At 63.7% G+C, this 21,229-nt stretch carries 21 protein-coding genes; 11 read left to right on the top strand and 10 right to left on the bottom strand.

Going from position 1 to position 21,229, the window contains the following annotated elements:
• Positions 1-39: 39 nt before the first annotated feature.
• The 3 genes from AC0L24_RS03705 (at position 40) to AC0L24_RS03695 (ending at position 1,932) form a co-directional block, all read left to right on the top strand.
• Complete coding sequence (locus tag AC0L24_RS03705) at positions 40-780, top strand: SDR family NAD(P)-dependent oxidoreductase (RefSeq protein WP_127397307.1); 741 nt, start codon at positions 40-42, stop codon at positions 778-780.
• 135 nt (positions 781-915) lie between these two features.
• Positions 916-1,545, top strand: coding sequence for a hypothetical protein (locus tag AC0L24_RS03700; RefSeq protein ID WP_127267854.1), 630 nt, complete (start codon positions 916-918; stop codon positions 1,543-1,545).
• Between the two features lie 165 nt (positions 1,546-1,710).
• Positions 1,711-1,932, top strand: coding sequence for a hypothetical protein (locus AC0L24_RS03695; protein WP_013532531.1), 222 nt, complete (start codon positions 1,711-1,713; stop codon positions 1,930-1,932).
• A 3-nt stretch (positions 1,933-1,935) separates the two neighbouring features.
• On the opposite strand, the gene AC0L24_RS03690 is transcribed toward AC0L24_RS03695, so the two are convergent.
• Positions 1,936-2,442, bottom strand: coding sequence for an OsmC family protein (locus tag AC0L24_RS03690; RefSeq protein ID WP_127269953.1), 507 nt, complete (start codon positions 2,440-2,442; stop codon positions 1,936-1,938).
• Between the two features lie 204 nt (positions 2,443-2,646).
• On the opposite strand from AC0L24_RS03690, the gene aguA reads away from it, so the two are divergent.
• Both aguA and AC0L24_RS03680 read left to right on the top strand, forming a co-directional pair.
• Positions 2,647-3,753 (top strand): agmatine deiminase, encoded by a 1,107-nt coding sequence (gene aguA, locus AC0L24_RS03685; RefSeq protein ID WP_127810862.1) that lies wholly within the window; start codon positions 2,647-2,649, stop codon positions 3,751-3,753.
• Between the two features lie 45 nt (positions 3,754-3,798).
• Positions 3,799-4,893, top strand: coding sequence for a polyamine ABC transporter substrate-binding protein (locus AC0L24_RS03680; RefSeq protein WP_473563428.1), 1,095 nt, complete (start codon positions 3,799-3,801; stop codon positions 4,891-4,893).
• Between the two features lie 21 nt (positions 4,894-4,914).
• Here AC0L24_RS03680 and AC0L24_RS03675 read toward each other — a convergent pair whose 3' ends face one another.
• The gene (locus tag AC0L24_RS03675) at positions 4,915-5,664 is read right to left on the bottom strand and encodes a helix-turn-helix transcriptional regulator (RefSeq protein ID WP_127810863.1); all 750 of its coding nucleotides are present in this window, start codon (positions 5,662-5,664) and stop codon (positions 4,915-4,917) included.
• 105 nt (positions 5,665-5,769) lie between these two features.
• Between AC0L24_RS03675 and AC0L24_RS03670 the strand changes: the two genes are divergently transcribed.
• The 3 genes from AC0L24_RS03670 (at position 5,770) to AC0L24_RS03660 (ending at position 9,337) form a co-directional block, all read left to right on the top strand.
• Positions 5,770-7,287, top strand: a complete 1,518-nt coding sequence (locus AC0L24_RS03670) for a S10 family peptidase (RefSeq protein ID WP_473563426.1) — start codon at positions 5,770-5,772, stop codon at positions 7,285-7,287.
• Positions 7,288-7,462: 175 nt separating this feature from the next.
• Positions 7,463-8,350, top strand: coding sequence for a DMT family transporter (locus AC0L24_RS03665; protein ID WP_127399117.1), 888 nt, complete (start codon positions 7,463-7,465; stop codon positions 8,348-8,350).
• Between the two features lie 60 nt (positions 8,351-8,410).
• The gene (locus AC0L24_RS03660; RefSeq protein ID WP_127810865.1) at positions 8,411-9,337 is read left to right on the top strand and encodes a DMT family transporter; all 927 of its coding nucleotides are present in this window, start codon (positions 8,411-8,413) and stop codon (positions 9,335-9,337) included.
• 133 nt (positions 9,338-9,470) lie between these two features.
• Here the strand turns inward: AC0L24_RS03660 and AC0L24_RS03655 are convergent, their stop codons facing one another.
• The gene (locus AC0L24_RS03655; RefSeq protein ID WP_127810866.1) at positions 9,471-10,325 is read right to left on the bottom strand and encodes a LysR substrate-binding domain-containing protein; all 855 of its coding nucleotides are present in this window, start codon (positions 10,323-10,325) and stop codon (positions 9,471-9,473) included.
• Between the two features lie 113 nt (positions 10,326-10,438).
• Here AC0L24_RS03655 and AC0L24_RS03650 point away from each other — a divergent pair, with 113 nt between their 5' ends.
• The gene (locus AC0L24_RS03650; protein WP_127398975.1) at positions 10,439-10,846 is read left to right on the top strand and encodes a tautomerase family protein; all 408 of its coding nucleotides are present in this window, start codon (positions 10,439-10,441) and stop codon (positions 10,844-10,846) included.
• A 124-nt stretch (positions 10,847-10,970) separates the two neighbouring features.
• A complete protein-coding gene (locus tag AC0L24_RS03645) occupies positions 10,971-13,193 on the top strand; it encodes an AMP-binding protein (RefSeq protein WP_473563424.1) in 2,223 nt (740 codons plus the stop codon).
• Between the two features lie 27 nt (positions 13,194-13,220).
• On the opposite strand, the gene AC0L24_RS03640 is transcribed toward AC0L24_RS03645, so the two are convergent.
• The 6 genes from AC0L24_RS03640 to AC0L24_RS03615 all read right to left on the bottom strand — a co-directional run bounded on the left by AC0L24_RS03640 (position 13,221) and on the right by AC0L24_RS03615 (position 18,729).
• The gene (locus tag AC0L24_RS03640) at positions 13,221-14,039 is read right to left on the bottom strand and encodes a CDP-alcohol phosphatidyltransferase family protein (protein ID WP_127268236.1); all 819 of its coding nucleotides are present in this window, start codon (positions 14,037-14,039) and stop codon (positions 13,221-13,223) included.
• Positions 14,040-14,042: 3 nt separating this feature from the next.
• Positions 14,043-14,741, bottom strand: a complete 699-nt coding sequence (locus AC0L24_RS03635; RefSeq protein WP_127268237.1) for a phosphatidylserine decarboxylase — start codon at positions 14,739-14,741, stop codon at positions 14,043-14,045.
• A gap of 284 nt (positions 14,742-15,025) precedes the next feature.
• Positions 15,026-15,373, bottom strand: a complete 348-nt coding sequence (locus AC0L24_RS03630) for an antibiotic biosynthesis monooxygenase family protein (RefSeq protein WP_127810868.1) — start codon at positions 15,371-15,373, stop codon at positions 15,026-15,028.
• Between the two features lie 106 nt (positions 15,374-15,479).
• Positions 15,480-17,360, bottom strand: coding sequence for an ABCB family ABC transporter ATP-binding protein/permease (locus tag AC0L24_RS03625; RefSeq protein WP_127810869.1), 1,881 nt, complete (start codon positions 17,358-17,360; stop codon positions 15,480-15,482).
• 27 nt (positions 17,361-17,387) lie between these two features.
• Complete coding sequence (locus tag AC0L24_RS03620) at positions 17,388-17,729, bottom strand: ArsR/SmtB family transcription factor (protein WP_127810870.1); 342 nt, start codon at positions 17,727-17,729, stop codon at positions 17,388-17,390.
• Between the two features lie 67 nt (positions 17,730-17,796).
• Entirely contained in the window at positions 17,797-18,729 is a 933-nt protein-coding gene (locus tag AC0L24_RS03615) for a LysR family transcriptional regulator (protein WP_127810871.1), read from the bottom strand.
• Positions 18,730-18,823: 94 nt separating this feature from the next.
• Here AC0L24_RS03615 and AC0L24_RS03610 point away from each other — a divergent pair, with 94 nt between their 5' ends.
• Positions 18,824-19,615: an NAD(P)H-dependent oxidoreductase gene (locus AC0L24_RS03610; RefSeq protein ID WP_127810872.1), complete on the top strand. Its 792-nt coding sequence runs from the start codon at positions 18,824-18,826 to the stop codon at positions 19,613-19,615.
• Between the two features lie 27 nt (positions 19,616-19,642).
• Here AC0L24_RS03610 and AC0L24_RS03605 read toward each other — a convergent pair whose 3' ends face one another.
• Positions 19,643-21,112: a LysM peptidoglycan-binding domain-containing protein gene (locus tag AC0L24_RS03605; protein ID WP_127810873.1), complete on the bottom strand. Its 1,470-nt coding sequence runs from the start codon at positions 21,110-21,112 to the stop codon at positions 19,643-19,645.
• Positions 21,113-21,229 lie beyond the last annotated feature (117 nt).

The following is a 21,229-nucleotide window of genomic DNA, read 5'->3' as shown; positions in this document are numbered from 1 at the left end:
ACCGCCATCAGCGTTAGTCAAATTCCCGGAATCCATCGCATGACCCTCGACCTTTCCGACCGCGTTGCGGTCGTCACCGGCGCCTCGCGCGGTATCGGCTATTTCATTGCCAAGGAATTGGCTGCCGCCGGCGCGCATGTCATTGCGGTGGCGCGCACTGTCGGAGGACTGGAAGAGCTCGACGACCAGATCAAGGCGGCCGGCGGCCAGGCGACACTGGTGCCGCTCGACCTCGCCGACATGGCCGGTATCGACCGCCTGGGCGGCGCCATCCACGAACGCTGGGGCAAGCTCGACATTCTCGTCGCCAATGCCGGCGTGCTCGGCGTCATCTCGCCGATCGGTCATGTCGAAGCAAAAACCTTCGAGAAGGTGATGACCATCAACGTCACCTCGACCTGGCGGCTGATCCGCTCCGTCGACCCCCTGCTGCGGCTCTCCGATGCTGGACGAGCGATCATCCTGTCCTCCAACGCAGCGCACTCGGCGCGCGCCTTCTGGGCACCCTACGCGGCTTCCAAGGCCGCGGTGGAGACGATGATGCGCTCCTGGGCGCATGAGACGCAGAGCCTGCCGCTCCGGGTCAATGCCGCCGACCCTGGCGCCACCCGCACCGCCATGCGTGCCCAGGCAGTGCCGGGCGAAGATCCCGAGACGTTGCCGCATCCCTCCGAGATCGCCAAACGCATCGTGCCGCTGGCCAGCCCGGACCTGAAAGAGACCGGATTGATCTTCCAAGCCAAGCACAATCGGTTCGTCGCCTATCGCCAGCCGGAATAAAACTAGAGCCTTTTTGCCGCATGTCGGTTTCCCAAGAACCGCTGCATACTTTTAGGCGACATGCGTAGGGATTAAACAGGCCTCCGGCAACGTTTCTTCTGATGTAACCCGTCGAAGACCAACCGGAGGACCGACATGCGTAAACTGCTTCTCGCCACCGCCGCCACCCTGATCGCAGCCGCGGGCGCCGCTTACTCGCAAGATGCCAAGATGAGCTTCTTCGTCACCAGTGTCGGTTCCGGCAAGGGTGCCGACCTCGGCGGCCTCAAGGGCGCCGACGCGCATTGCGCGTCGTTGGCGGAAGCCGCCGGCGTCACCGGCAAAAGTTGGGCCGCCTATCTGTCGACCAGCGACACCGACGCCCGTGACCGCATCGGCAAGGGGCCGTGGGTGAACGCCAAGGGCGTCAAGATCGCCGACGATGTCGCCTCGTTGCACAGCGATGCCAACGGCATCACCAAACAGACAGCGCTCAACGAGAAAGGCGAAGCGGTCAACGGCCGCGGCGACACGCCCAACCGCCACGACGTGCTGACCGGCTCCAAGCCCGACGGCACCAAGATCGCCGACCAGACCTGCGGCAACTGGACGATGAGCGGGGCGGAAGGCGCCGCGATGATGGGCCATCATGACCGCGCCGGTCTCGACGATTCGGCAGCGGCCAAATCCTGGAATTCCTCGCACGCCTCGCGCGGCGGCTGCAGCCAGGAGGCGCTCAAGGGCACCGGGGGCGATGGCTTGTTCTATTGTTTTGCCACCAACTGAGCCGATTGCGCTTCGAAATCGGGCTGGAAACCCCCGTCACATCACGCGGCTGTGATGTGACGGCGGGAAGCTGTGCGGCGGTCAGGCTTTCGTCATTTCCATGGAGTTGGTAGGGTCACAGCGACTCCCACAACAGCGCCCAACTGGCAGAACAAGGAAATCCCCATGGCTACGACCGCAGCAGCGTTGGTCTGGTATCTGGTAATCGCCGGCCCGCAAGGCGGCATGGTCGTGCTGCCCAGCACCTTCGACAAACGCGAACAGTGCACCGCCGCCATCACCGAATATCAGAAGCAGCCGACACCGGCCGGCTGGTCGGTGCAATGCGTGCCGAGCGCCTCGCCCTTCACTGACGAGGGCGACGCCGAAGAACCGTCGGCGCAGTAAGCATCAGCGGCGTGCGCTCACCGTCAGCTCCGGCTTCTGGCTGATGGTCTGGAACACCACGCAATAACGCTCGGTCAGCTTCAGCAGCGAGTCTACCCGCTCCTGCGGCTCAGCGGTGTCGAGGTTGAAATTGAGCCGGATGGCGCGAAAGCCGACCGGTGCATCCTTGGCGACACCGAGCGTGCCGCGAAAATCGAGATCGCCTTCGGCCTCCACCGTGGCGGCGCCGAGCTTGAACTCGAGCGCCGTCGCCACCGCCTTGAGCGTCACCCCGGCGCAGGCGACCAACGCCTCCAGCAGCATGTCGCCCGAGCAGAGTTCAAGCCCTGAGCCGCCTGTTGCCGGATGCAAGCCGGCGATGGCGAGCGCCCTGCCCGTCTCCACCTTGCAGGCAACCGACTGGTCATCGATCGAGCCCTTGGCGCGAAGCGTGATCAGAGCCTGCGAAGCATCGTCACGGTAGGCCTGCTTCAGCGGCGCCTGCATGGCCTTCAGTTCGGTCGCATCCATCCGCTTTTCCCCTTTCGTCGACTGCTTGCGTCACCGGCATACGCCGTCCGGTCGAGATTTGCGCCGATCACCGTGGCAAGGCAATGCCGTTCCGCAACAGGAGACAGCGGTCAACACCGATATCCCAAATGGGACATTGACGGACAAGGTCCCAAAAACGTCTGATCCGGGCAAGTCATCACTCCATTTCCCGGCGGTCCCAAGATGCCCCGTACCCTCTCGACAAGGCCGAAACAGGATGGGTTTCGCGCGCCCGGCGAATTCGAACCAAAGTCAGGCTGCTGGCTGATCTGGCCGGAGCGGCCGGACACCTGGCGCCTCGGCGCCAAGCCCGCGCAAAAGCTGTTCGTGGATGTCGCCGCGGCGATCGCGCAAAGCGAGCCAGTGACGGTGGCGGCCTCCGCTCGCCAGTGGCAGAATGCCCGAGCGCGATTGCCCGGCCATGTGCGTGTCGTGGAGATGTCCACCAACGATTCTTGGCTGCGCGACAGCGGTCCCAATTTCGTCGTCAACGATCAAGGCGGCGTGCGTGGCGTCGATTGGATCTTCAACGCCTATGGCGGTTTTGACGGCGGCCTCTACGCGCCATGGGACCTCGATGATCTGGCAGCGCAAAAAGTGCTCGAAATCGAGAACATGGATCGCTACCGCGCACCGCTGATCGCCGAGGGCGGCGGGTTGCAATGCGACGGCCAGGGCACCCTCATCACGACGGAGCAATGCCTGCTCAACCGAAATCGCAACGCTCATCTCGGCAAGGCCGAGGTGGAACGCCAGCTTGGTGACTATCTCGGCGTCGACACCGTCATCTGGCTGCCGCGTGGCCTTGCCTTCGACGAAACCGACGGCCATGTCGATGACATCTGCTGCTTCGTGCGTCCCGGCGTGGTCGTGCTGAGCTGGACCGACAATCGGGAGGACCCGCAATACGAGATTGTGCGAGAAGCCGAAGAGGTGCTGCGTTCGGCCCGTGATGCGCGTGGCCGCGCACTGGAGATCCACCGGCTGCCGCATCCCCTGCCGATCGAGATGACGCCGGAAGAAAGCGAGAGCGTGGACCGGCTGGATTCGACCTGGGCGCGACCGGCCGGAAACCGGATCGCGGCGAGCTACATCAACTACTATCCGGGCAACAGCGTCGTGGTGGTACCGCAGTTCGGCTGCGATCTCGATGTGAAGGCCAAGCAGACGCTGGCCGAGCTGTTTCCCGACCACAAGATAGTCGGCATCGAAAACTCACGCGAGATCCTGCTGGGTGGCGGCAATGTCGCCTGCATCACCTTGCCGGTCTATGCCCCGCAGCGACGCTGAGGGACGACGCATGCCGAAAACAGATAGCGAAAACGGAGGACATTTATGCGCGCTCTGATCTTCTCAACCCTGCTTGCCTGCGGCGTCTGCGCAAATGCGGCTTCGGCTGACGAGGAAAAGATCGTCAACGTCTACAACTGGTCCGACTACATCGCGCCGGACACCGCCGAGAAATTCGAGAAGGAAACGGGCATCAAGGTTCGCTACGATGTCTATGACGGCAACGAAGTACTTGAAACCAAGCTGCTCACCGGCGGCTCGGGATATGACGTGGTCTACCCCTCAGCCTATCCGTTCCTGAAGAACCAGGTGAAGGCGGGGGCGTTCCTGGAACTCGACAAATCGAAGCTTGCCAACCATTCGAAGATCGATCCGCAGGCCCTGGCGCTGATCGCAGGCGCCGACCCGCAGAACCTTCATGCCGTGCCCTATATGGCTGTCACCGACGGCATTGGCTACAACGTCGCCGCGGTGAAGCAGAGGCTGCCGGACGCGCCGACGGATTCCTTCGCCATGGTCTTCGACGTGGACGTGGTCAAGAAGCTCTCCGATTGCGGCGTGGCCATGATCGATGCGCCGGCTGAAGTCATCCCGATGGCGATGAACTATCTTCACATCGACCCCAAATCGACCAGTCCCGACGACCTCGCCAAGGTCGAGGACCTGATGGGCAAGGTGCGGCCCTACATCCGCTATTTCCATTCGTCGAAATACATCAACGACCTCGCCAACGGCGACATCTGCGTGGTGTTGGGCTGGTCGGGCGACATACTTCAGGCAAGAACCCGTGCGGCGGAATCCGTGAAGAAGCTGAAGATCGCCTATTCCATCCCCAGAGAAGGCACGCTCATCAACTTCGATACGATGGTGGTGCCGAAAGATGCGCCGCATCCCGACAACGCCCAGGCCTGGATCAACTTCAATCTGCGGCCCGATATCGCCGCGGCCAATTCCAGCTATGTCTCCTATGCCAATGCGATACCGGAATCCCTGCCGCTGATGGACAAGGCGATAGCCAGCGATCCCGGCGTCTTTCCGCCTGATGCCGTGAAGGCCAAGCTGTTCGTGGTCGACAACAACGACCCAAAGCTGCTGCGATCACAAAACCGCATGTGGACGCGCATCGTGACGGGGCAATAGAGCTGGCGGAAGCCGTCAGGCTCAAGCGACTTCGCGGAAGGCCGCCAGCAGCTCGACCTGGGAGTGCACGCCGAGCTTGCGGTAGATCTGCTTGATGTGGTTGCGGACGGTGCCGGGCGAGACGGCGAGGCTTCGCGAAATCGTCTTGGCGTTGCCACCCTCGACCAGATGCCGCGCAACCTCGGCCTCGCGCCTGCTCAGCCGCGAGCGTCCGTCACCGATTGCGGCGCCCTTGTCCCGGGAGCGGCACAGATGAAGCAATCTTTGCAGAATGAGCCTTGTCGCGCTGCTTGCCGCGCAAGCCATCTCCAGATCCTGATCGCCAAAGGCTGGTGCCCCGTTTCGCCGCAGGAAGGTGACATAGCCAGCGGTCAGCCCGTCGAGATTGAACACGCCGGTGATCTCGTCGAAACTGTCGGAAGGGCCGAAGAATTCGCGATAGTAGGGGGTACGCTGGAAGTCGCCATTGCGGAGTGCCGACAGCGGCAACAGGAAATCCTGTCTTGTGCTGGCGAACCTCTGGAAGAAGGGATCCTGGCGATACAGTCGTGCATCGTAGTCGCGGTTCCAGCGATCGGGGCCGGCATCGTCGATGGTCAGGGATGTGATGTCGCGACGGTAAAAGCCGACATAGGCGCGGTCGGAGCCAAGCAGTCCGCTCGCCGCCGCTGTGAAGCGAGCGGACAATTCTTCGGGCGTTGCAGCCATGGCCGCGGCGGCGACACCACCGCTCCAGTGTCCAAACCGATCGAGAGAGATGTTCGACTGCATTCCGGCTCACATTAGCGCAAGCCGTTGCAGGTTCAAGACAGCCATTTCCTTTGACTTCGATCCTCTCGGCCATACCTATGCGGGAGTCGTTGTCGCGGAGCCATCATGCCGGTCAAGCTGAAACTGATCTGTCTTATCCTGCCGATGCTCGCCGTCCTGGCGCAGCCCGTCCTGGCTGAAACGGCGGAGCGGCCGGCACCTGCGGGCGGTGTGCTGTCCCTGCTGCCGCCGCCGCAGACCACCAACCATTCGATCACACTGGCCGGGCGCAAGCTGGATTACCAGGCAAAGGCAGCGACCCTGTCGCTGCTGTCGGGCATCGGCGACGTCACGGCGGAGATCTTCTATGTCGCCTACACGCTGGAGCCGCCGGCGAGCGTGGCCAAAGACCCGCAGCGGCCGATCACTTTCGTGTTCAATGGCGGCCCTGGAGCAGCGTCCGCCTATCTGCATATCGGCGCACTCGGTCCACGGATAATCGCGACGGGAGCCGATGGCGAACTCCTGCCCTCACCGCAAAGACTGATCGACAATCCGGACAGCTGGCTCGACATGACGGATCTCGTCTTCGTCGATCCGGTGGGGACCGGCTACAGCCGCGAGGCACCGGGGCAGGACACGCGCGATTTCTGGGGCGTCAACCAGGATGCCAGCTCGATTGGCGCCTTCATCCGGCTCTATCTCGCGCAGAACGGCCGCACCGGGTCGCCGCTGTTCCTCGCCGGCGAAAGCTATGGCGGGTTCCGCGCGGCGCTGCTCGCCAGGACATTGCAGGAAGATATCGGCATCAGTCCGAGCGGCATCGTGCTGATCTCGCCGGCGCTGGAGTTCACGCTGGTGCAGCCCGACGAATTCGAGCCGCTGCATTGGGCGCTCGAACTGCCTTCCCTGGCGGCGGTGCGGCTACGCACCGAAGGCGTCAGCGGCGATGCATTGCGGGAGAAGTTGGCCGAAGTCGAACACTATGCGATGGGCGATTACCTCACGGCAATCACCAGCGGACTGGAGCAAGGCAGGCGGCTGGCGAGCCAGCGCGTCGCTGAGATCACCGGCCTGCCACTCGATTTGGTGCAACGGAACTCCGCTCGCATCCCCACCGGCCTGTTCGCAAGGGAGTTCACCCGTGCCAGCGGCAAGGTGCTCAGCCCCTATGACGCCACGATCGGCACAGCCGATATCGCGCCTGAGAGCGCCCGCATCGCCGGCCCGGATCCGGTGCTCGACCGCAGCGTGCCGGCGCTGACGTCGGCTTTCGTCGGCTACATCCGTGACGAATTGAATTTCCGCACCGATGTCAGCTATCGGCTGCTCAATGGCGAAATCAGCCACAAATGGGATTACGGGACCAGCGCCTCGCGGCAAGGCTATGCCGGAGTGATGGACGATCTGCAGCGCGCACGCTCACTGAACCCTTCGCTTGGTGTCGTGCTCGTCAACGGCTACACCGACCTGGTCACGCCTTACCTCGCCTCGCGCTACCTGGTGAACCAGATCCCATCGCTCGCCGATGCCAAGCCTATCCGTCTCGATGTCGTCGAGGGCGGGCACATGATGTATTTCAGGCCCGACGGCCGACGCGCGCTGAAAGAAGCCGCTTCGGAGCTTTACCAGGCGACGCAGTAGGCTTGGCGACAGTGCAGCTCGGCATGGCCCCCTGCCCCAACATAACCACCGGGCTGGCGTAGCGCCGCAGCGATTTTCGCCCTTATAGCTTGGTGCCGAGGGAACTGAATTCACAGCTCCTCGTGTCGCTCCTCACAGCATTCTGCCGCTCCGGAAATTTGGTCCCACGCGCCTTATGGCCGATATCGCCATTCTCGAAACACGCGAGCGGGTGCTTGCAGGCATCCTGCTGACCGGTGCGGCCTATTTGCTGTTTTCGACACAGGATGCCTCGATCAAGCTGTTGGTCGTCGGCATGAGCGTCTGGCAGATCATGTTCTTCCGCAGCATTGCCATTCTGGGCGCGTGCGCGGCGATCGGCGGACGACAGTTGTTTGCCGACACGATGCGCTCGCCGATCGTGCGGCCGATGCTGGTGCGCAGTGCCTTCACGCTTGCTGCGTGGCTGTGTTACTACAACGCCGCGCGCAGCCTGCAGCTCGCCGAGCTGACCACCGTCTATTATGCGGCCCCGATCATCGTCACAGTGCTTTCAGTGTTCCTGCTCGGCGAAAAGGTGCCGATGCTGCGCTGGCTGGCGGTGCTGATCGGCTTTGCCGGCGTGTTCGTCGCTTGCGATCCGACCCATCTGGGCCTGTCCGTGCCGGTGCTGCTGGTGCTGGCGGCGGCCTTCTTGTGGGGCATCGCCATCGTGCTCTTGCGCAAGACCGCCCTTGCCGAGCGCTCGATGATCCAGCTCCTGCTCAACAATTTCTATTTCCTGCTGTTTTCGGCGGTGCCGGCATTGCTCTGGTGGCAGACACCCGATTGGACCCAGTTGCTGCTGCTTGCCAGCGTCGGCGCACTCGGCGGCCTGGCACAATATCTTCTGTTCGAAGGCATGAAGCGCACACCGGCTTCGGTCATCGCGCCGCTGGAATACACCTCGCTGTTGTGGGCATTCGCACTCGGCTTTGCGATCTGGGGCGACGTGCCGCGCCGCGAGGTGTTCCTGGGCGCTGCGCTGATCGTCGCCGCCGGCCTGTTGATCGTCGGCACCGAGCATTTTCGCAAACGCCTATGATGTGGATCACCATCATTGCTGACACTACGATGTCAGGACCAAGCGGCGTAGGCTGGTTGCATGACTGACATTGCAGCCGCCACCGACACCGCCGCAGAGCGCACACTCGGCATCATCCTGGTGTCGTCCTCAGCTGCCGTTTTCGGCCTGACCGGTGTTCTGACAAAGTCGATCCATGCCGACCCGTTGACCATCATCTGCTGGCGCGGCTTTGTCGGCGCCATCCTGATCAGCTTCTATGTGCTGTGGCGGCGTCACCGTTCCGGTAACCGCGAAACGCTGCGGCTTGGCTGGCGCGGCTGGCTGCTGGCGGTAGAGGGAGCTCTGGCCAGCATCGCCTTCATCTCGGCGTTCAAGTTCACCTTCGTCGCCAATGTCGCGGTCATCTATGCCACAGCACCTTTCGTCACCGCGCTGCTGGCTTGGGTTCTGACGCGCGAACCCTTCCGGTTGCAGACGATGGTCGCCGCCGCCGTGTCGCTGTGCGGCGTGGCGATCATGGTCTGGTCCGGCTTCGGCAGTGGCAATCTGTTCGGCGACGGACTGGCACTGCTGATGACTATCGGCAGCGGCCTCTACATGATCATGGTGCGCGCGTTCCGCGACACGCCGGTGGTGTGGGCCGGCGCGGTTTCGGCGTTCCTGCTGTTCCTGCTCGGCTGGTTCGTCACCGATCCGCTGGCGGTTTCGCCAAGGGATGCCGTTCTGCTCGCCACGTTCGGCGCGTCCTTTGCGTTATCCTCGATCCTGTGGACGGAGGGCGCGCGGCTCATCCCGCCGGCCGAATCCGGGCTGCTCGGCTCGGCCGAAGTGCCGTTCGCGATCCTGTTTGCCTTCCTGTTCCTGGGCGAGATTGCACCAGCCGCCAGCATGATCGGCGGCATCATCGTGTTGTGCGCGGTGTTCGCCCATGCGGGGCGGGATTGGCTGAGGGCCCGCTCGCAACGCATGGCCGGCCCGCAACGCGTGGCGTCAAATATTTCTTAAAAAAGTGACACAGTCACGGAACCATCATCCGGGTCAGGCATTATGGGTGCGACGGGCCATCCCCAAGTCCCCCCAAACCCCTCGGCCCGTCCTACTCCAAGCCGACCGTAAGGTCGGCTTTTTCTTTGGGCATTCAGCCCGACAAGGCAAGGTTGCCGCCGAGCAGAGCCGCCAGATCGCCCGCCGGACCATCGGAGCCAGCGCGCAACCGGATGGCGAACTCAGCCATTGGAACCTGCGGCAGGCCAAGCTCGCGCGGCGCCTCGACAATGCCGGAATGGGCAAAGCGAGCCGTTCGCAGCGTCAGCGCGACACCGGCGTTCACCGCCGTGCGCAGGCCGGCCAGACTGGCGCTGCCGGCAGCGATGCGGTAGCGGCGGCCGGCAGCATCGAGTGCGGCAAGTGCTGCCTCGCGAAAACCGCAATACGGATCGAGCAGCGCCAGCGGCAATTCCTCCTGCCGCGAAGCCAGCCCTTTTTGCGAACACAGCCATATCATCGGCTCGCGCAGCACGCCGACCTCGTCCAACGCCGCTGCCTGGCGCATAACGATCGCCAGATCGAGGCCGCCAGACTGCAGCGCCTGCGCCAGTTCGGCGGAGCGGCCGACCCGCAATTCGATCCTGACGCGTGGATGGCTGCCGGCGAAGGCACGCAGCAGGTCCGGCAGGCCGCTGTCGGCGAAATCCTGTGTCGTGCCGATGGCGACGCGTCCGGCAGCGCGCGCCCCCTTGAGCGCCAGCCAGGCCTCGCGATGGGTGGCAAGGATTCGCCTGGCATGGCCGACGAGGTCTTCGCCTGCAGGGGTCAAGCCGCGCCCTCGCCCTTGCGGCGCCAGCAGCGGCTCGCCGAGGATTTCCTCCAGCCGCTGCATCTGGGTGGTCACCGCCGAGGGCGAACGGCCGATGCTTGCAGCCGCCTGGGCCAGTGAGCCGCTGTCGACGAAAGCGAGGAAGGTTCGGAGGAGATCGGGATCGAGCGTTTCCATACTTCTATGTTATCGAATCTTCAATTAAAAACAATTCGATTTTTTTGATCTAAAGTTGGTGGCATGGCTGTTTCAACGGCAATCGGACGCCGCTCAAGCCAAGGAGAAGAAAAATGCCCATCATCAACATCAGCGTCACCGGCAAGCCCGACGCGGCTCTTTCAGCCAGCATCGCAAAGGAGGCCACCGAAATCACCGCGACGCAGCTGCGCAAGGACCCGACGATCACGGCAGTTGCCGTGTCCTATGTCGATCCGCAGCACTGGTTCGCCGGCGGCAAGTCGCTGGCCGAGCACGGCACCAGCACGTTCTGGCTTGATATCAAGGTGGTCGACGGCACCAACACCAAGCTTGAGCTGGAGGCCTATCTGAAGGCGATCTTCGCGGCCTTCGGCCGTCTGCTGGGCGGCGTGCACGAGGAGAGCTACGCCTTCGTACATGAAGTGCCGGCAGCCGCTTACGGCTATGGCGGCAAGACGCAGGAATTTCGTTTCATCAGTGGACGGCTGCAGGCGGCATGACAAGCAGCTTCCCGCACCAAGGGAAGCAAAAGCTCCGCATTGACCTTGCTCCCACATCGTCTAGGTTCTGGCCGAAGCGGCCGCAAAAGAGCCGAGATGCTAAGAATGTTGGGAGAGACGCGGCATGGTCCTGACACTGGCGCTGCTTGCGGGTCTTGTTCTGGCCTGGCTGCTGATCGGCGTGGTGGAAAAATTCCGCCTCGGCCTGCGCTTTACCCAGGCGCTGCTCTATGTGCCGTTCAAGCTCGCCTACCGGATCGCCGACAGCCGTATCAGGATCGCCCGCAAGGCGCAGACTCCAGTCATCTACGTCATCTCGCATCAATCGCGCTTCGAACCGGCGCTGATGCTGTCGCTGCTGCCGGAAGACACACTGCACATACTCGACGAGGCCTCGGCGCGCTCGCCGTGGCTTGAACCTTGGCGCGAGCTTGGCCGTACCATCGCTTTCAACGCCGAACATCTCTTCGTCAGCCGCCGGCTGGTGCGGGTGCTGAGGGGCAAGGGCCGGCTCGCCGTCTATCTGCCGGATGCGGTCGAGCCTGACGTCAAGACGTTTCGGTTGTTTCGTGCCGTCACCCGCATCGCCATGCAGGCCGATGCCAAGATCGTGCCGATCTTCGTCGGCGGCGCGCGCGGCCTGCCGGTGTCGCTGACACCCGCGGACAAGGCGCCACGACACTGGTTTCCGCAGCTGTCGATCAGCGTGCTGGAGCCGATGACCATCGCCGAACTGGTGGCGCGGAACCCCGATCACGCCTCGAACACCAACGCGCTGTTCGACCGTGTCGCCGAGGCGCGGCTCTTCGGCACCAACCTCGATCGTGGCCTGTTCCTGGCCATGCGCGATGCCGCCGACCGCGTCGGCGCTTCGCATACCATCATCGACGACGTGATCTCCGGGGCGCTGAGCTACCGCAAGCTGTTCATCGGCGCCCGCGTCCTGGGCAGGCGCTTTGAGGCGGTGACGGCTCCGGGCGAGGCGGTCGGCGTGATGCTGCCCAATGCCAACGGCGTCGTGCTGTCGCTCACCGGCCTTCTGTCGGCCGGCCGGGTGGCGGCGATGATCAACTATACGGCCGGACCGGCGAGCGTCACCGCGGCCGTGCGCACGGCGGTGATAAGGACCGTGATTTCCTCCCGCGCCTTCGTCGAGAAGGCCGATCTGGCCGATATCGTCGCGGCGGTCGAAAAAGGCGGCGCCAAGCTGCTGTGGCTGGAGGATGTGCGGGAGAGCGTTACCGCGCTGGACAAGCTTGCCGCCGCTCTGCTGTGGCGCTGGCCGCTGCAGCGGCAGGATGCGGCGAAGCCGGCCGTGATTCTGTTTACCTCGGGCTCGGAAGGCACGCCGAAGGCGGTCGTGCTGTCGCACAAGAACCTGTACGCTAACGCCATGCAGGCCGAGGCGCGGATCACCATCTCGCCGGCCGACATCCTGCTCAACGTGCTGCCGGTGTTCCACTCCTTCGGCCTGACGGGCGGCACCATCCTGCCGCTGGTCACCGGGGTAAAGCTGTTCCTCTACCCCTCGCCGCTGCACTACAAGATCATCCCCGAGGTTGCGCGCAAGGTGAAACCGACCATCATGTTCGGCACCGACACGTTCCTCGCCAACTACGCGCGCACCGCCAAGGACGGCGATTTTTCCAGCCTTCGCTTCGTCGTCGCCGGCGCCGAGGCGGTGAAGCCGGAAACCCACCGCGTCTATCGCGAACGCTTCCAGGCCGAGATCATCGAAGGGTTCGGACTGACAGAGGCGGCACCGGTGGTTGCCGTCAACACGGCAATCCATGGCCGCGACGGCACGGTCGGGCGGCTGCTGCCGGCCATGCGCATGAAGCTGGAGCCGGTCGAGGGCATCTCCGACGCCGGCCAATTGTGGCTCGACGGACCGAACCTGATGATGGGCTACATGACGTCGGACCGCCCAGGTGAGTTGCAGCCGCTGACCGGCTGGCACGATACCGGCGACATCGTCGCCGTCGACCGCGAGGGCTTCATCACCATTCGCGGCCGCGCCAAGCGCTTCGCCAAGATCGCCGGCGAGATGGTGTCGCTGGGGGCGGTCGAGATGCTGGTGCAGTCGCTGTGGCCGGAGGAGCGCCACGCGGCTGTGGCGGTGCCGGACAAGAGACGCGGCGAGCGCATCGTGCTGGTCACTACCGCCGACGATGCCAATCCCGACGAGCTGCGCAAATTCGGCAAACAGGCGGGCGCAGCCGAACTGATGGTGCCGAACGACATCGTCAAGGTGGAGGAAATCCCGGTGCTGGGTTCCGGCAAGACCGACTATGTGTCGACGAGGAAATTGGCGATCGACAGGCTGGGGCTCGGCGTCGCGGCCTGAGTCAGATCATGCACTTCTGCGAATTTTCTAACCTATATCGGAGGGCGGCACTTTCTCGCCCTCGCGCTTGGCGCGCTTCGAATAGGCGCGCACGCTGAATGGCAGGAAGATCAGGTAGCCGGCGACCGAGGCGGTCAGCGTGTACCAAGGATAGGTCATCAGCAGGAGCACGTAGAGTACGACACCGAGGATGATCGGCAACACCCTGTCGCCCGGGATCCTTAGGCTTTTGCCGGAATAGACCGGCAGCCGGCTGACCAGCAGGAAGGCGACCAGGATGGTGAAGCCGGTGGCGACGAAGGCGGCGGGGCGACTGGGCTCCAGCCCTGTGCGCAGGAAATAGAGATAGAGCGGCAGCATCACCAGCACGGCGCCCGCCGGCGCCGGCACGCCGACGAAATATTCGGACTGCCATATGGGGCGATCGCCCTTCTCGTCGTCGAGCACGTTGAAACGGGCGAGGCGCAACCCGCAGGCGATGGCGAACAGCAGTGCCGCGATCCAGCCCGGCGAGCCGGCGCGGTCGAGCAGGAAGGCATAGAGCACCAGAGCCGGGGCAACGCCGAAATTAACGATGTCGGCCAGCGAATCCATCTGAGCGCCGAATTTGGAGGTCGCCTTCAACATCCGCGCCAGGCGGCCGTCGATGCCGTCGAGGAAGGCGGCAAGCAGCACCATCACCACCGCCGGCTCGAAGCGGCCTTCGAAGCCGAAGCGGATGCCGGACAGGCCGGCGCAGATGGCGAGCACGGTGACCAGATTGGGCAGCACCATTCGCATCGGGATTTCGCGGATGCGCGGACCGCCGCTGGCATGGGCCTCGAACTTTTTGTATTGCGTGCCCACCGGTCAGGAAACCCGAACAAGAGGCGTGCCGGCAACACCGCCGAATTCAGCCAGCACGGTTTCGCCGCCAACCGCCGTCTGGCCGACGGCAACGCGCGGCGTGGCGGTCAGGGGCAGGAACACATCGACACGCGAGCCGAAGCGGATCAGGCCAAAACGCTCGCCAGTGCCGATTGAGCCGCCGGCCTCGGCCCAGCAGACGATGCGGCGCGCCACCAGGCCGGCGATCTGGACGGCCGCGACCGTGCCGTTGGGGCTCTCGATGACCAGGCCGTTGCGCTCGTTCTCGGTGCTGGCCTTGTCGAGTTCGGCATTGAGGAATTTGCCCGGCCGGTGCTCGATTTTCGCAATACGGCCGCGCACCGGGGCGCGGTTCACGTGGCAGGAGAAGACGTTCATGAACACGGAGATCCGGGTCATCTCTGCATTGCCGAGGCCGAGTTCGCGCGGCGGCACGGCGGGTCCTACCGCCGAGATGATGCCGTCAGCGGGGCTGACCACCAGGCGGTCATCGACCGGCGTGACGCGCTCGGGATCGCGGAAGAAATAAACGCACCAGGCCGTCAGGATCAGACCGATCCAGAACAGGATCGAGGAGAAATAGCCGAGGAAAAGCGTCGCCGCGCCAAAGGCCGCGATGAAGGGATAGCCTTCGCGATGGATCGGTACGAATGCGTTCTTGACCGTATCGACAAGGCTCATCTGCTAAAAACAGGCTCCGTTCCAAGTCCGGCCTCAATAGCCGAAAGCCCCCTTCGCCGCAACGCAACAATAGGGAAGGCCGTATTGGGTGCGCCGGCAGGGGTCGCGATCCGCTTGCCCGGTCAGTGTCGTTGTCGGCAGAATTCGGGACACCGACGGTTCAAGGCGCGGGAAAAGGTTGCCCGTCCATGATCCCAAATCCCAAGACGTTCTGAAGCCCGTACCGGCCAGGTGCTCAAAATCGAAGCGCCGGCACCTGGCATCGGTTGGCCGTAACGGCTTTTCTACAGCCCCGGAATCCGCTGATAGTTGGCAATGTCGGCCCGCACCCCAAGCCGAGCGATCGTCTCCTGCGGGTTGAAAGCGATGCGCTCGTGCGCTGCCTTGACGATCGGCACGACATTGTCGACGGCCGCCTGGCTTTCCCATTCGACGATGGTGACGAGGTTGAATTCGCCCGGCCCCGAGAATTGCTCGAGCAGGAAATCCTGCACGAAGCCCTGTTGCAGGCGCAGCAATTCATGCGTTGTCCTGACCTTGGCGAGTATCTCCTCGCGGGCGGCGGCCGGCACGACGAACTTGTCCACCCTGAACACGCTGCCGCCGTCAACGTCCTGATTTGTCTTGCTCATTTCGATTGCTCCGTTCCTGGATCCTGGTGTTTTGGGCCCCAGGAACGGCCTACAATCTCAACTTAAGTTGAGGTCAAGCGCAAAAATCAACTCACACGCCGAACCTTCAATTCACCTCCGACGTGCGCCGGCGAACGACAACGCCAAGCTCGTCGCCCTCGCGGGCGATGCGTAGGCGCTCCTCGGCCTCGGTCGCCTCGCGCTGGCGGTCCCACATCGAGGCATAGAGGCCATGCTTGCGCATCAGCTCGGCATGGGTGCCGCGCTCGGCGATCTGGCCGTCCTGCAGCACGATGATCTCATCGGCCGTGATGACCGTCGACAGGCGGTGGGCGATGACGATGGTGGTGCGGCCACGGCTGACCAGATCGAGCGCGGTCTGGATCTCCTGCTCGGTGTGACTGTCGAGCGCCGAGGTCGCTTCGTCGAGCATCAGGATCGGCGGCGCCTTCAGGATGGTGCGGGCGATCGCCACGCGCTGCTTTTCGCCGCCCGAAAGCTTCAGCCCGCGTTCGCCGACCATCGACTTGTAGCCGTCAGGCAATCGCTCGATGAACGGACCGATCTGGGCTAGTTCAGCGGCTTTCTGCATATCCTCCTCGCTGGCTCCGATGCGGCCGTAGCGGATGTTGTAGGCGATGGTGTCGTTGAACAGCACGGTGTCCTGCGGCACCATGCCGATCGCGCCACGCAGGCTCTCCTGCGTCACGTCCCTGATATCCTGGCCGTCGATCAGCACCTGGCCCGACTGAACGTCGTAAAAGCGGAACAGAAGCCGCGAGATGGTCGATTTGCCGGCACCCGAAGGCCCGACAATGGCGACGGTCTTGCCGGCCGGCACCTCGAAGCTGATGCCCTTCAGGATCTTGCGGTTCGGGTCATAGGAAAAATGCACGTCGCGGAACTCGACCTTGCCGACGCTCACGGCGAGCGGCCTGGCATCCGGCTTGTCGACGATCTCCTGCGGCACATCCAGAAGGTCGAACATCTGCTCGATGTCGGTCAGCCCCTGGCGGATTTCGCGGTAGATGAAGCCGATGAAATTGAGCGGCACCGACAGCTGCATCAGCATGGCGTTGATGAAGACGAAGTCACCGACCGTTTGCGTACCGGCCTGTACTTCCAGCGCCGACATACACATGACGATGACGGTGCCGAGGCCGAAGATGATGCCCTGGCCGAAATTCAGCCAGCCGAGCGAGGTCCAGATGCGCGTCGCGGCGACCTCATAACGTGCCATGGAGCGGTCGAAGCGCTCGGCCTCCATGCCTTCGTTGTTGAAATATTTGACCGTCTCGTAATTGAGCAGCGAGTCGATCGCCTTGGTGTTGGCGTCGGTGTCGCTGTCGTTCATGTCGCGGCGGATCGAGATGCGCCAGTCGCTGGCGCGCACAGTGAACCAGACATAGACCCAGACGGTGACCGCGACGACGACCACATATTTCCAGCCATAGGTGTAGGCGAAGATGCCCGTGGTCAGCGCGAATTCGAGGATGGTCGGCGCCGTGTTGAGCATGATGAAGCGCACGATCGTCTCGATGCCCTTGGTGCCGCGCTCGATGATGCGCGACAGGCCGCCGGTGCGACGCTCCAAGTGGAAGCGCAGCGATAATTGGTGCATGTGAACGAAGGTGCGGAAGGCGAGCTGGCGCACCGCGTATTGACCGACGCGTGCAAACAGCGCGTCGCGCAATTGATTGAAGCCAAGCTGCACCAGGCGCACGACATTGTAGGCGACGACCAGCATGACCGGCGCCAGCAGAAATGTCGGCAGCGGTGGTACCGATTTGGAGTCGCCGGCCAGCGCGTCCGTTGCCCATTTGAAGAAATAAGGACCGGCGACCAGCGTCAGCTTGGCGACGACGAGCAACAGCGTCGCCCAGGTGACCCGGGCTCTCAGATCGGCGCGGTCCGCCGGCCACATATAGGGCCACAGATTGAGCAGCGTCTTGAAGGTCGAGGAGTCGGAGACGGTTTTTTCGGCCATTTTTGGCGCCTTCTTATGTCTTTTTGACTAGCGGCCGGAGCAGCAGGAATTGACGAGCGCGGCCAGCGACGCCGAGATTTCGGTGAGCGCGACGTGGTCGACCGCATAGCGCGAGCGCTGGCGATCAGGCTCGAACCGGACCAGCCCGGCATCGACCAGTATCTTCAAATGTTGTGACACGGTGGATTGCGCCAGATCGAAACGATCGACGACTTCGCGGCAGCAGCAGAAGTTGCTGGTCGACAGGTGCTTCAGGATTTCGATCCGCGCCGGGTGCGAGAGCGCTGCCAGCCGAGCGGCTACGGTGCGACTGTCGGGGGCCTCCGACGTGGGGCGGAGTCTATCGGTTTCGTAGGAGCTGTCACTCATCGTCCATCGGCGATAAACGATGGTCGCCGCTGCCGCAAGCTACTCTTCTGGGCAGAGCAGATAGCGGCTAACGCTGTGAACTGGACTTCTCGACCCCCGGGATATCGGCTATCCGTTCGGCCAGGAAGTCGATCAACAGGCGAACCCTTGCAACGCCCGCGCGCTCCGGCACAATCAGCATGTTCAAAGGGGCGGATGGCAGCGAATAATCATCCAGTATCGTCTCGAGCAGGCCCGCCGCCAAAAGATCGTCGACAAGCCATCGGTGAGCCGGTGCGATCCCTCGACCCGCGACCAAGGCCTCGCGCGCAGCAAGCCCATGGTCGACACGCAGTCGCCCCGCGAAAGGCACCATTTGGCGCTCGCCTCCGGCGCTCTGCAAAGCAAGCGTTTCACTGCCCACCACGTTCGACATCCGGATGCCCTCATGTCCAGATAGGTCCGACGGGACAGCCGGTCTCCCTCGCATCGCCAGATAATCCGGCGATGCCACGAGCAGGCGCCGCGATAGGCCGAGGGCCCGCAACCTCAATGAGCTGTCGGTGAGCGGCCCCAACCGAAGCGCGATGTCGACACCTTCCCTGACGAGATCGACACGCTCATCGGTGAGGCTGAGGTCCACGCCGATGTCGGGATATCGGTCCTGAAAATCGAAGATGAGCCGACTGGTGTGCAAGACCCCGAAAGCGGCAGTACAGGATATCCGAACGGTGCCGGCCGGCGCGCCACGTGCGCCCCGCGCTTCGTCACCGGCCTGCTCGACAAGGCGCAGGATCTGGACGCTGTTGGCATAGTACCGGCTGCCCTCGTCTGTCAGCGTGACCCGCCGGGTGGTCCTGCTGAGCAAAGGCGCACCGACTGCCTCTTCGAGTTCCTGCAGATGCCGCGTGACCGTCGATTGTCCGGTACCCAGTTCACCGGCAACCAACGACAGATTGCCCCGTTCCGCGACGCGAACGAAGGTGCGCATACGTTCGAGGGTGATATCCGATTTATCCATTATCCGGCACAATCTTATGCATTATGAACGCGTAGCGGATTACGCCGATATTGCCTAGCTAAGGGATCAGTTTTTCAATCCTCGGAGTCCCCGCATGAAAATCCTACTTGTCTTCGCACATCCCGAATCGCGCTCGCTCAACGGCGCGCTCCGCGACGTCGCCATCAGAGAACTCGAGGCACAAGGCCACGAAGTGCGGGTGACGGACCTGTACGCCCAGGGTTGGAAATCAGCGGTTGATCGGGCCGACTTTCCGGTTTTGGCGCCGGACGCGCGGCTGATGCCTGCCGCAGCATCAAAGAAGTCTTTCGAGGCCGAGGCGCTGACAGAGGACGTCAAGGCCGAGATCGCAAAGCTGCTATGGGCGGATACCCTGATTCTCCAGTTTCCGCTCTGGTGGTTTGCCATGCCGGCGATCCTCAAAGGCTGGGTCGACAGGGTCTTCGCCTACGGCTTCGCTTACGGTGTGGGTGAGCATAGCGACAAACGATGGGGCGACCGCTACGGCGAAGGAACCTTGATAGGCAAGCGCGCAATGCTGGTCGTGACCGCCGGCGGCTGGGAGGAGCACTATGCCCCTCGTGGCGTCAACGGACCAATTGATGATCTGCTGTTCCCGATCAACCACGGGATCCTCTACTACCCGGGCTACGACGTCCTTCCGCCATTCGTCGCCTACAGCGTCGACCGCTTCGGTGAAGCCGACTTCGAACCCACAGCCGAGCGCCTGCGCGAGAGGATGAGGACGCTCGCGACCACGCAACCCATCCCCTATCGCCGGCAGAATGGCGGCGACTACTTGATTCCAAGCATGAACCTACGCCCCGACCTGGGCGATCCGAACATGATCGGATTCAAACTGCACCTGAGCGGCTCAACGAACTAGCTGACGTCGGCCTTTGGATGGCCTGGACTAGTTGGTCTTGGCCGGCGCTGTCGTTGCCTGCTCGCCCATCGCCTTGAGGTCGGCGGCTTCGCCTTCCTTCGACTTTTCCGGGACCTTGAACACCTGCCCCGGCCAGATGCGGTCGGGATCGCTGATCTGGTCCTGGTTGGCGAGGTATATGGTCGAGAATCGTACGCCGTGGCCATAGACGCGCCGCGAGATCCGCCACAGCGTGTCGTTGCGGCGGATGATGACGGCGCCGTCGGCATGTTCAAGCTTGGGCGCCACGGTCTCGGGCACATCGCTCGGCGGCGTCGCCTCCGCTACAACGGCCGGAGCCTCGGCGGCGGGAGCAGGCGTCGTGGCCGGGGCCGTTTCGGCCGCGGCCGGCGCCTCGGCGGCGGCAGGTGCGGCCGGCTTGGGCTGAACGGGCTTCGGCGCCGAGGGTGCCACGGCGGCGACCGCTTCGCCCGGCTCGCGCTCGAACGGCACGGCTGCGCGGGCCACAACTGTCACACCGTCGGTATCGAGGCCGTCGACACGTATTGTGTAGCTGCCGACCGGAATGTCGCGCGTCGCCTCGACCAGGAAATGACCATCCGTCGACGTTTGCGCATCACCGAGCAGGATGTCGTTGGCATAGGCGCGCACCTTGCGGCCGGCATCGGCGAGACCGGCGACAAAGATCTTGCTGCCGTCGATCTCGACCGCCTCGACGACGATCTTGGGCTCGGTCACGCCTGCAACGGGCGGCGTCGCCGGCGCAGGAGCCGGTGCTGCTTCCACCACGGCAGGTGCTGGGGCGGCTGGTGCCGGAGCAGTTGCGGGCGCTTCGGCTGCGGGAGCAGCCGGCGCGGTGGCCTGAGCAGCCGGCTTTGCCGCGGGCGCGGGAACGGTCAGCAATTCGGCCGGCTTGCCCGGCTCCTCGACCATGGCCAGCACCTGGCCGGCCGCATCCTTGGGAACCGAAACCACGGCGGTCTGCACCGAGGGCGTTACGACATCGCCCGTGGTCGCGCGCAGCGCGATCGTATAATCACCGGGCTTCAGCGGATCGTCGAGAATGATAACGAAGGCGCCATCGGGACCAGCGACCGTCGAGCCAAGCACCGTCGAGCCGTTGAGGATCTCGACCTTGGCGTTGGGCGCCGCATTGCCGGCGACGACAATCGAGCCATTGCTTTCGACGCGCACGACATCGAAGGACGGTGCGACCGGACCGGCCGCAGCCGGCGCCGCCGCGTCCGCGGCCGGTGCGGCCGGTGCCGTTGCCTGGGGCACCGCGGCGGGAGCCGCAGGGGCTTCCGCGGCGGGCAGCCGCGCTTCGGTGCCGGGATCGGCCGATTTTGGCGCTGCGGGCGGCGTCTGCGCCGCCACTCGCGCCGGCGGCATGGGATTGAGATACGGGTCGAGTGCGCCCGATACATAGGCGGTTCCCGCGGCCGCAACGGTCCCACCCGCCGCGAACAGGAACGCCTTCAGTGGATTAATCGCCATACTTCCCTACCCCTTAGCCACCTAACGCCGGTCTAGCCTGTTTTACCAATACCGACAAGAAAAAGCCCGGACTTGTTAACTCTTGGGGCTTGACCCGGCTTTCAGACCCAATCACCA

The organism is Mesorhizobium sp. WSM4809 (genome assembly GCF_055811655.1).
The sequence above is the reverse complement of the archived record's forward strand: the minus strand, read 5'-3'. Positions and strand labels throughout refer to the sequence as shown.

Coding starts and splice junctions, on each gene's coding strand:
- AC0L24_RS03620 (WP_127810870.1), bottom strand. CDS start 17,729: ATGAGTGACAGCTCCTACGAAACCGATAGACTCCGCCCCACGTCGGAG.
- AC0L24_RS03610 (WP_127810872.1), top strand. CDS start 18,824: ATGAAAATCCTACTTGTCTTCGCACATCCCGAATCGCGCTCGCTCAAC.
- AC0L24_RS03645 (WP_473563424.1), top strand. CDS start 10,971: ATGGTCCTGACACTGGCGCTGCTTGCGGGTCTTGTTCTGGCCTGGCTG.
- AC0L24_RS03690 (WP_127269953.1), bottom strand. CDS start 2,442: ATGGATGCGACCGAACTGAAGGCCATGCAGGCGCCGCTGAAGCAGGCC.
- AC0L24_RS03695 (WP_013532531.1), top strand. CDS start 1,711: ATGGCTACGACCGCAGCAGCGTTGGTCTGGTATCTGGTAATCGCCGGC.
- AC0L24_RS03630 (WP_127810868.1), bottom strand. CDS start 15,373: ATGAGCAAGACAAATCAGGACGTTGACGGCGGCAGCGTGTTCAGGGTG.
- AC0L24_RS03675 (WP_127810863.1), bottom strand. CDS start 5,664: ATGCAGTCGAACATCTCTCTCGATCGGTTTGGACACTGGAGCGGTGGT.
- AC0L24_RS03705 (WP_127397307.1), top strand. CDS start 40: ATGACCCTCGACCTTTCCGACCGCGTTGCGGTCGTCACCGGCGCCTCG.
- AC0L24_RS03655 (WP_127810866.1), bottom strand. CDS start 10,325: ATGGAAACGCTCGATCCCGATCTCCTCCGAACCTTCCTCGCTTTCGTC.
- AC0L24_RS03635 (WP_127268237.1), bottom strand. CDS start 14,741: ATGAGCCTTGTCGATACGGTCAAGAACGCATTCGTACCGATCCATCGC.
- AC0L24_RS03665 (WP_127399117.1), top strand. CDS start 7,463: ATGGCCGATATCGCCATTCTCGAAACACGCGAGCGGGTGCTTGCAGGC.
- AC0L24_RS03680 (WP_473563428.1), top strand. CDS start 3,799: ATGCGCGCTCTGATCTTCTCAACCCTGCTTGCCTGCGGCGTCTGCGCA.
- AC0L24_RS03670 (WP_473563426.1), top strand. CDS start 5,770: ATGCCGGTCAAGCTGAAACTGATCTGTCTTATCCTGCCGATGCTCGCC.
- AC0L24_RS03700 (WP_127267854.1), top strand. CDS start 916: ATGCGTAAACTGCTTCTCGCCACCGCCGCCACCCTGATCGCAGCCGCG.
- AC0L24_RS03615 (WP_127810871.1), bottom strand. CDS start 18,729: ATGGATAAATCGGATATCACCCTCGAACGTATGCGCACCTTCGTTCGC.
- AC0L24_RS03605 (WP_127810873.1), bottom strand. CDS start 21,112: ATGGCGATTAATCCACTGAAGGCGTTCCTGTTCGCGGCGGGTGGGACC.
- AC0L24_RS03660 (WP_127810865.1), top strand. CDS start 8,411: ATGACTGACATTGCAGCCGCCACCGACACCGCCGCAGAGCGCACACTC.
- aguA (WP_127810862.1), top strand. CDS start 2,647: ATGCCCCGTACCCTCTCGACAAGGCCGAAACAGGATGGGTTTCGCGCG.
- AC0L24_RS03650 (WP_127398975.1), top strand. CDS start 10,439: ATGCCCATCATCAACATCAGCGTCACCGGCAAGCCCGACGCGGCTCTT.
- AC0L24_RS03625 (WP_127810869.1), bottom strand. CDS start 17,360: ATGGCCGAAAAAACCGTCTCCGACTCCTCGACCTTCAAGACGCTGCTC.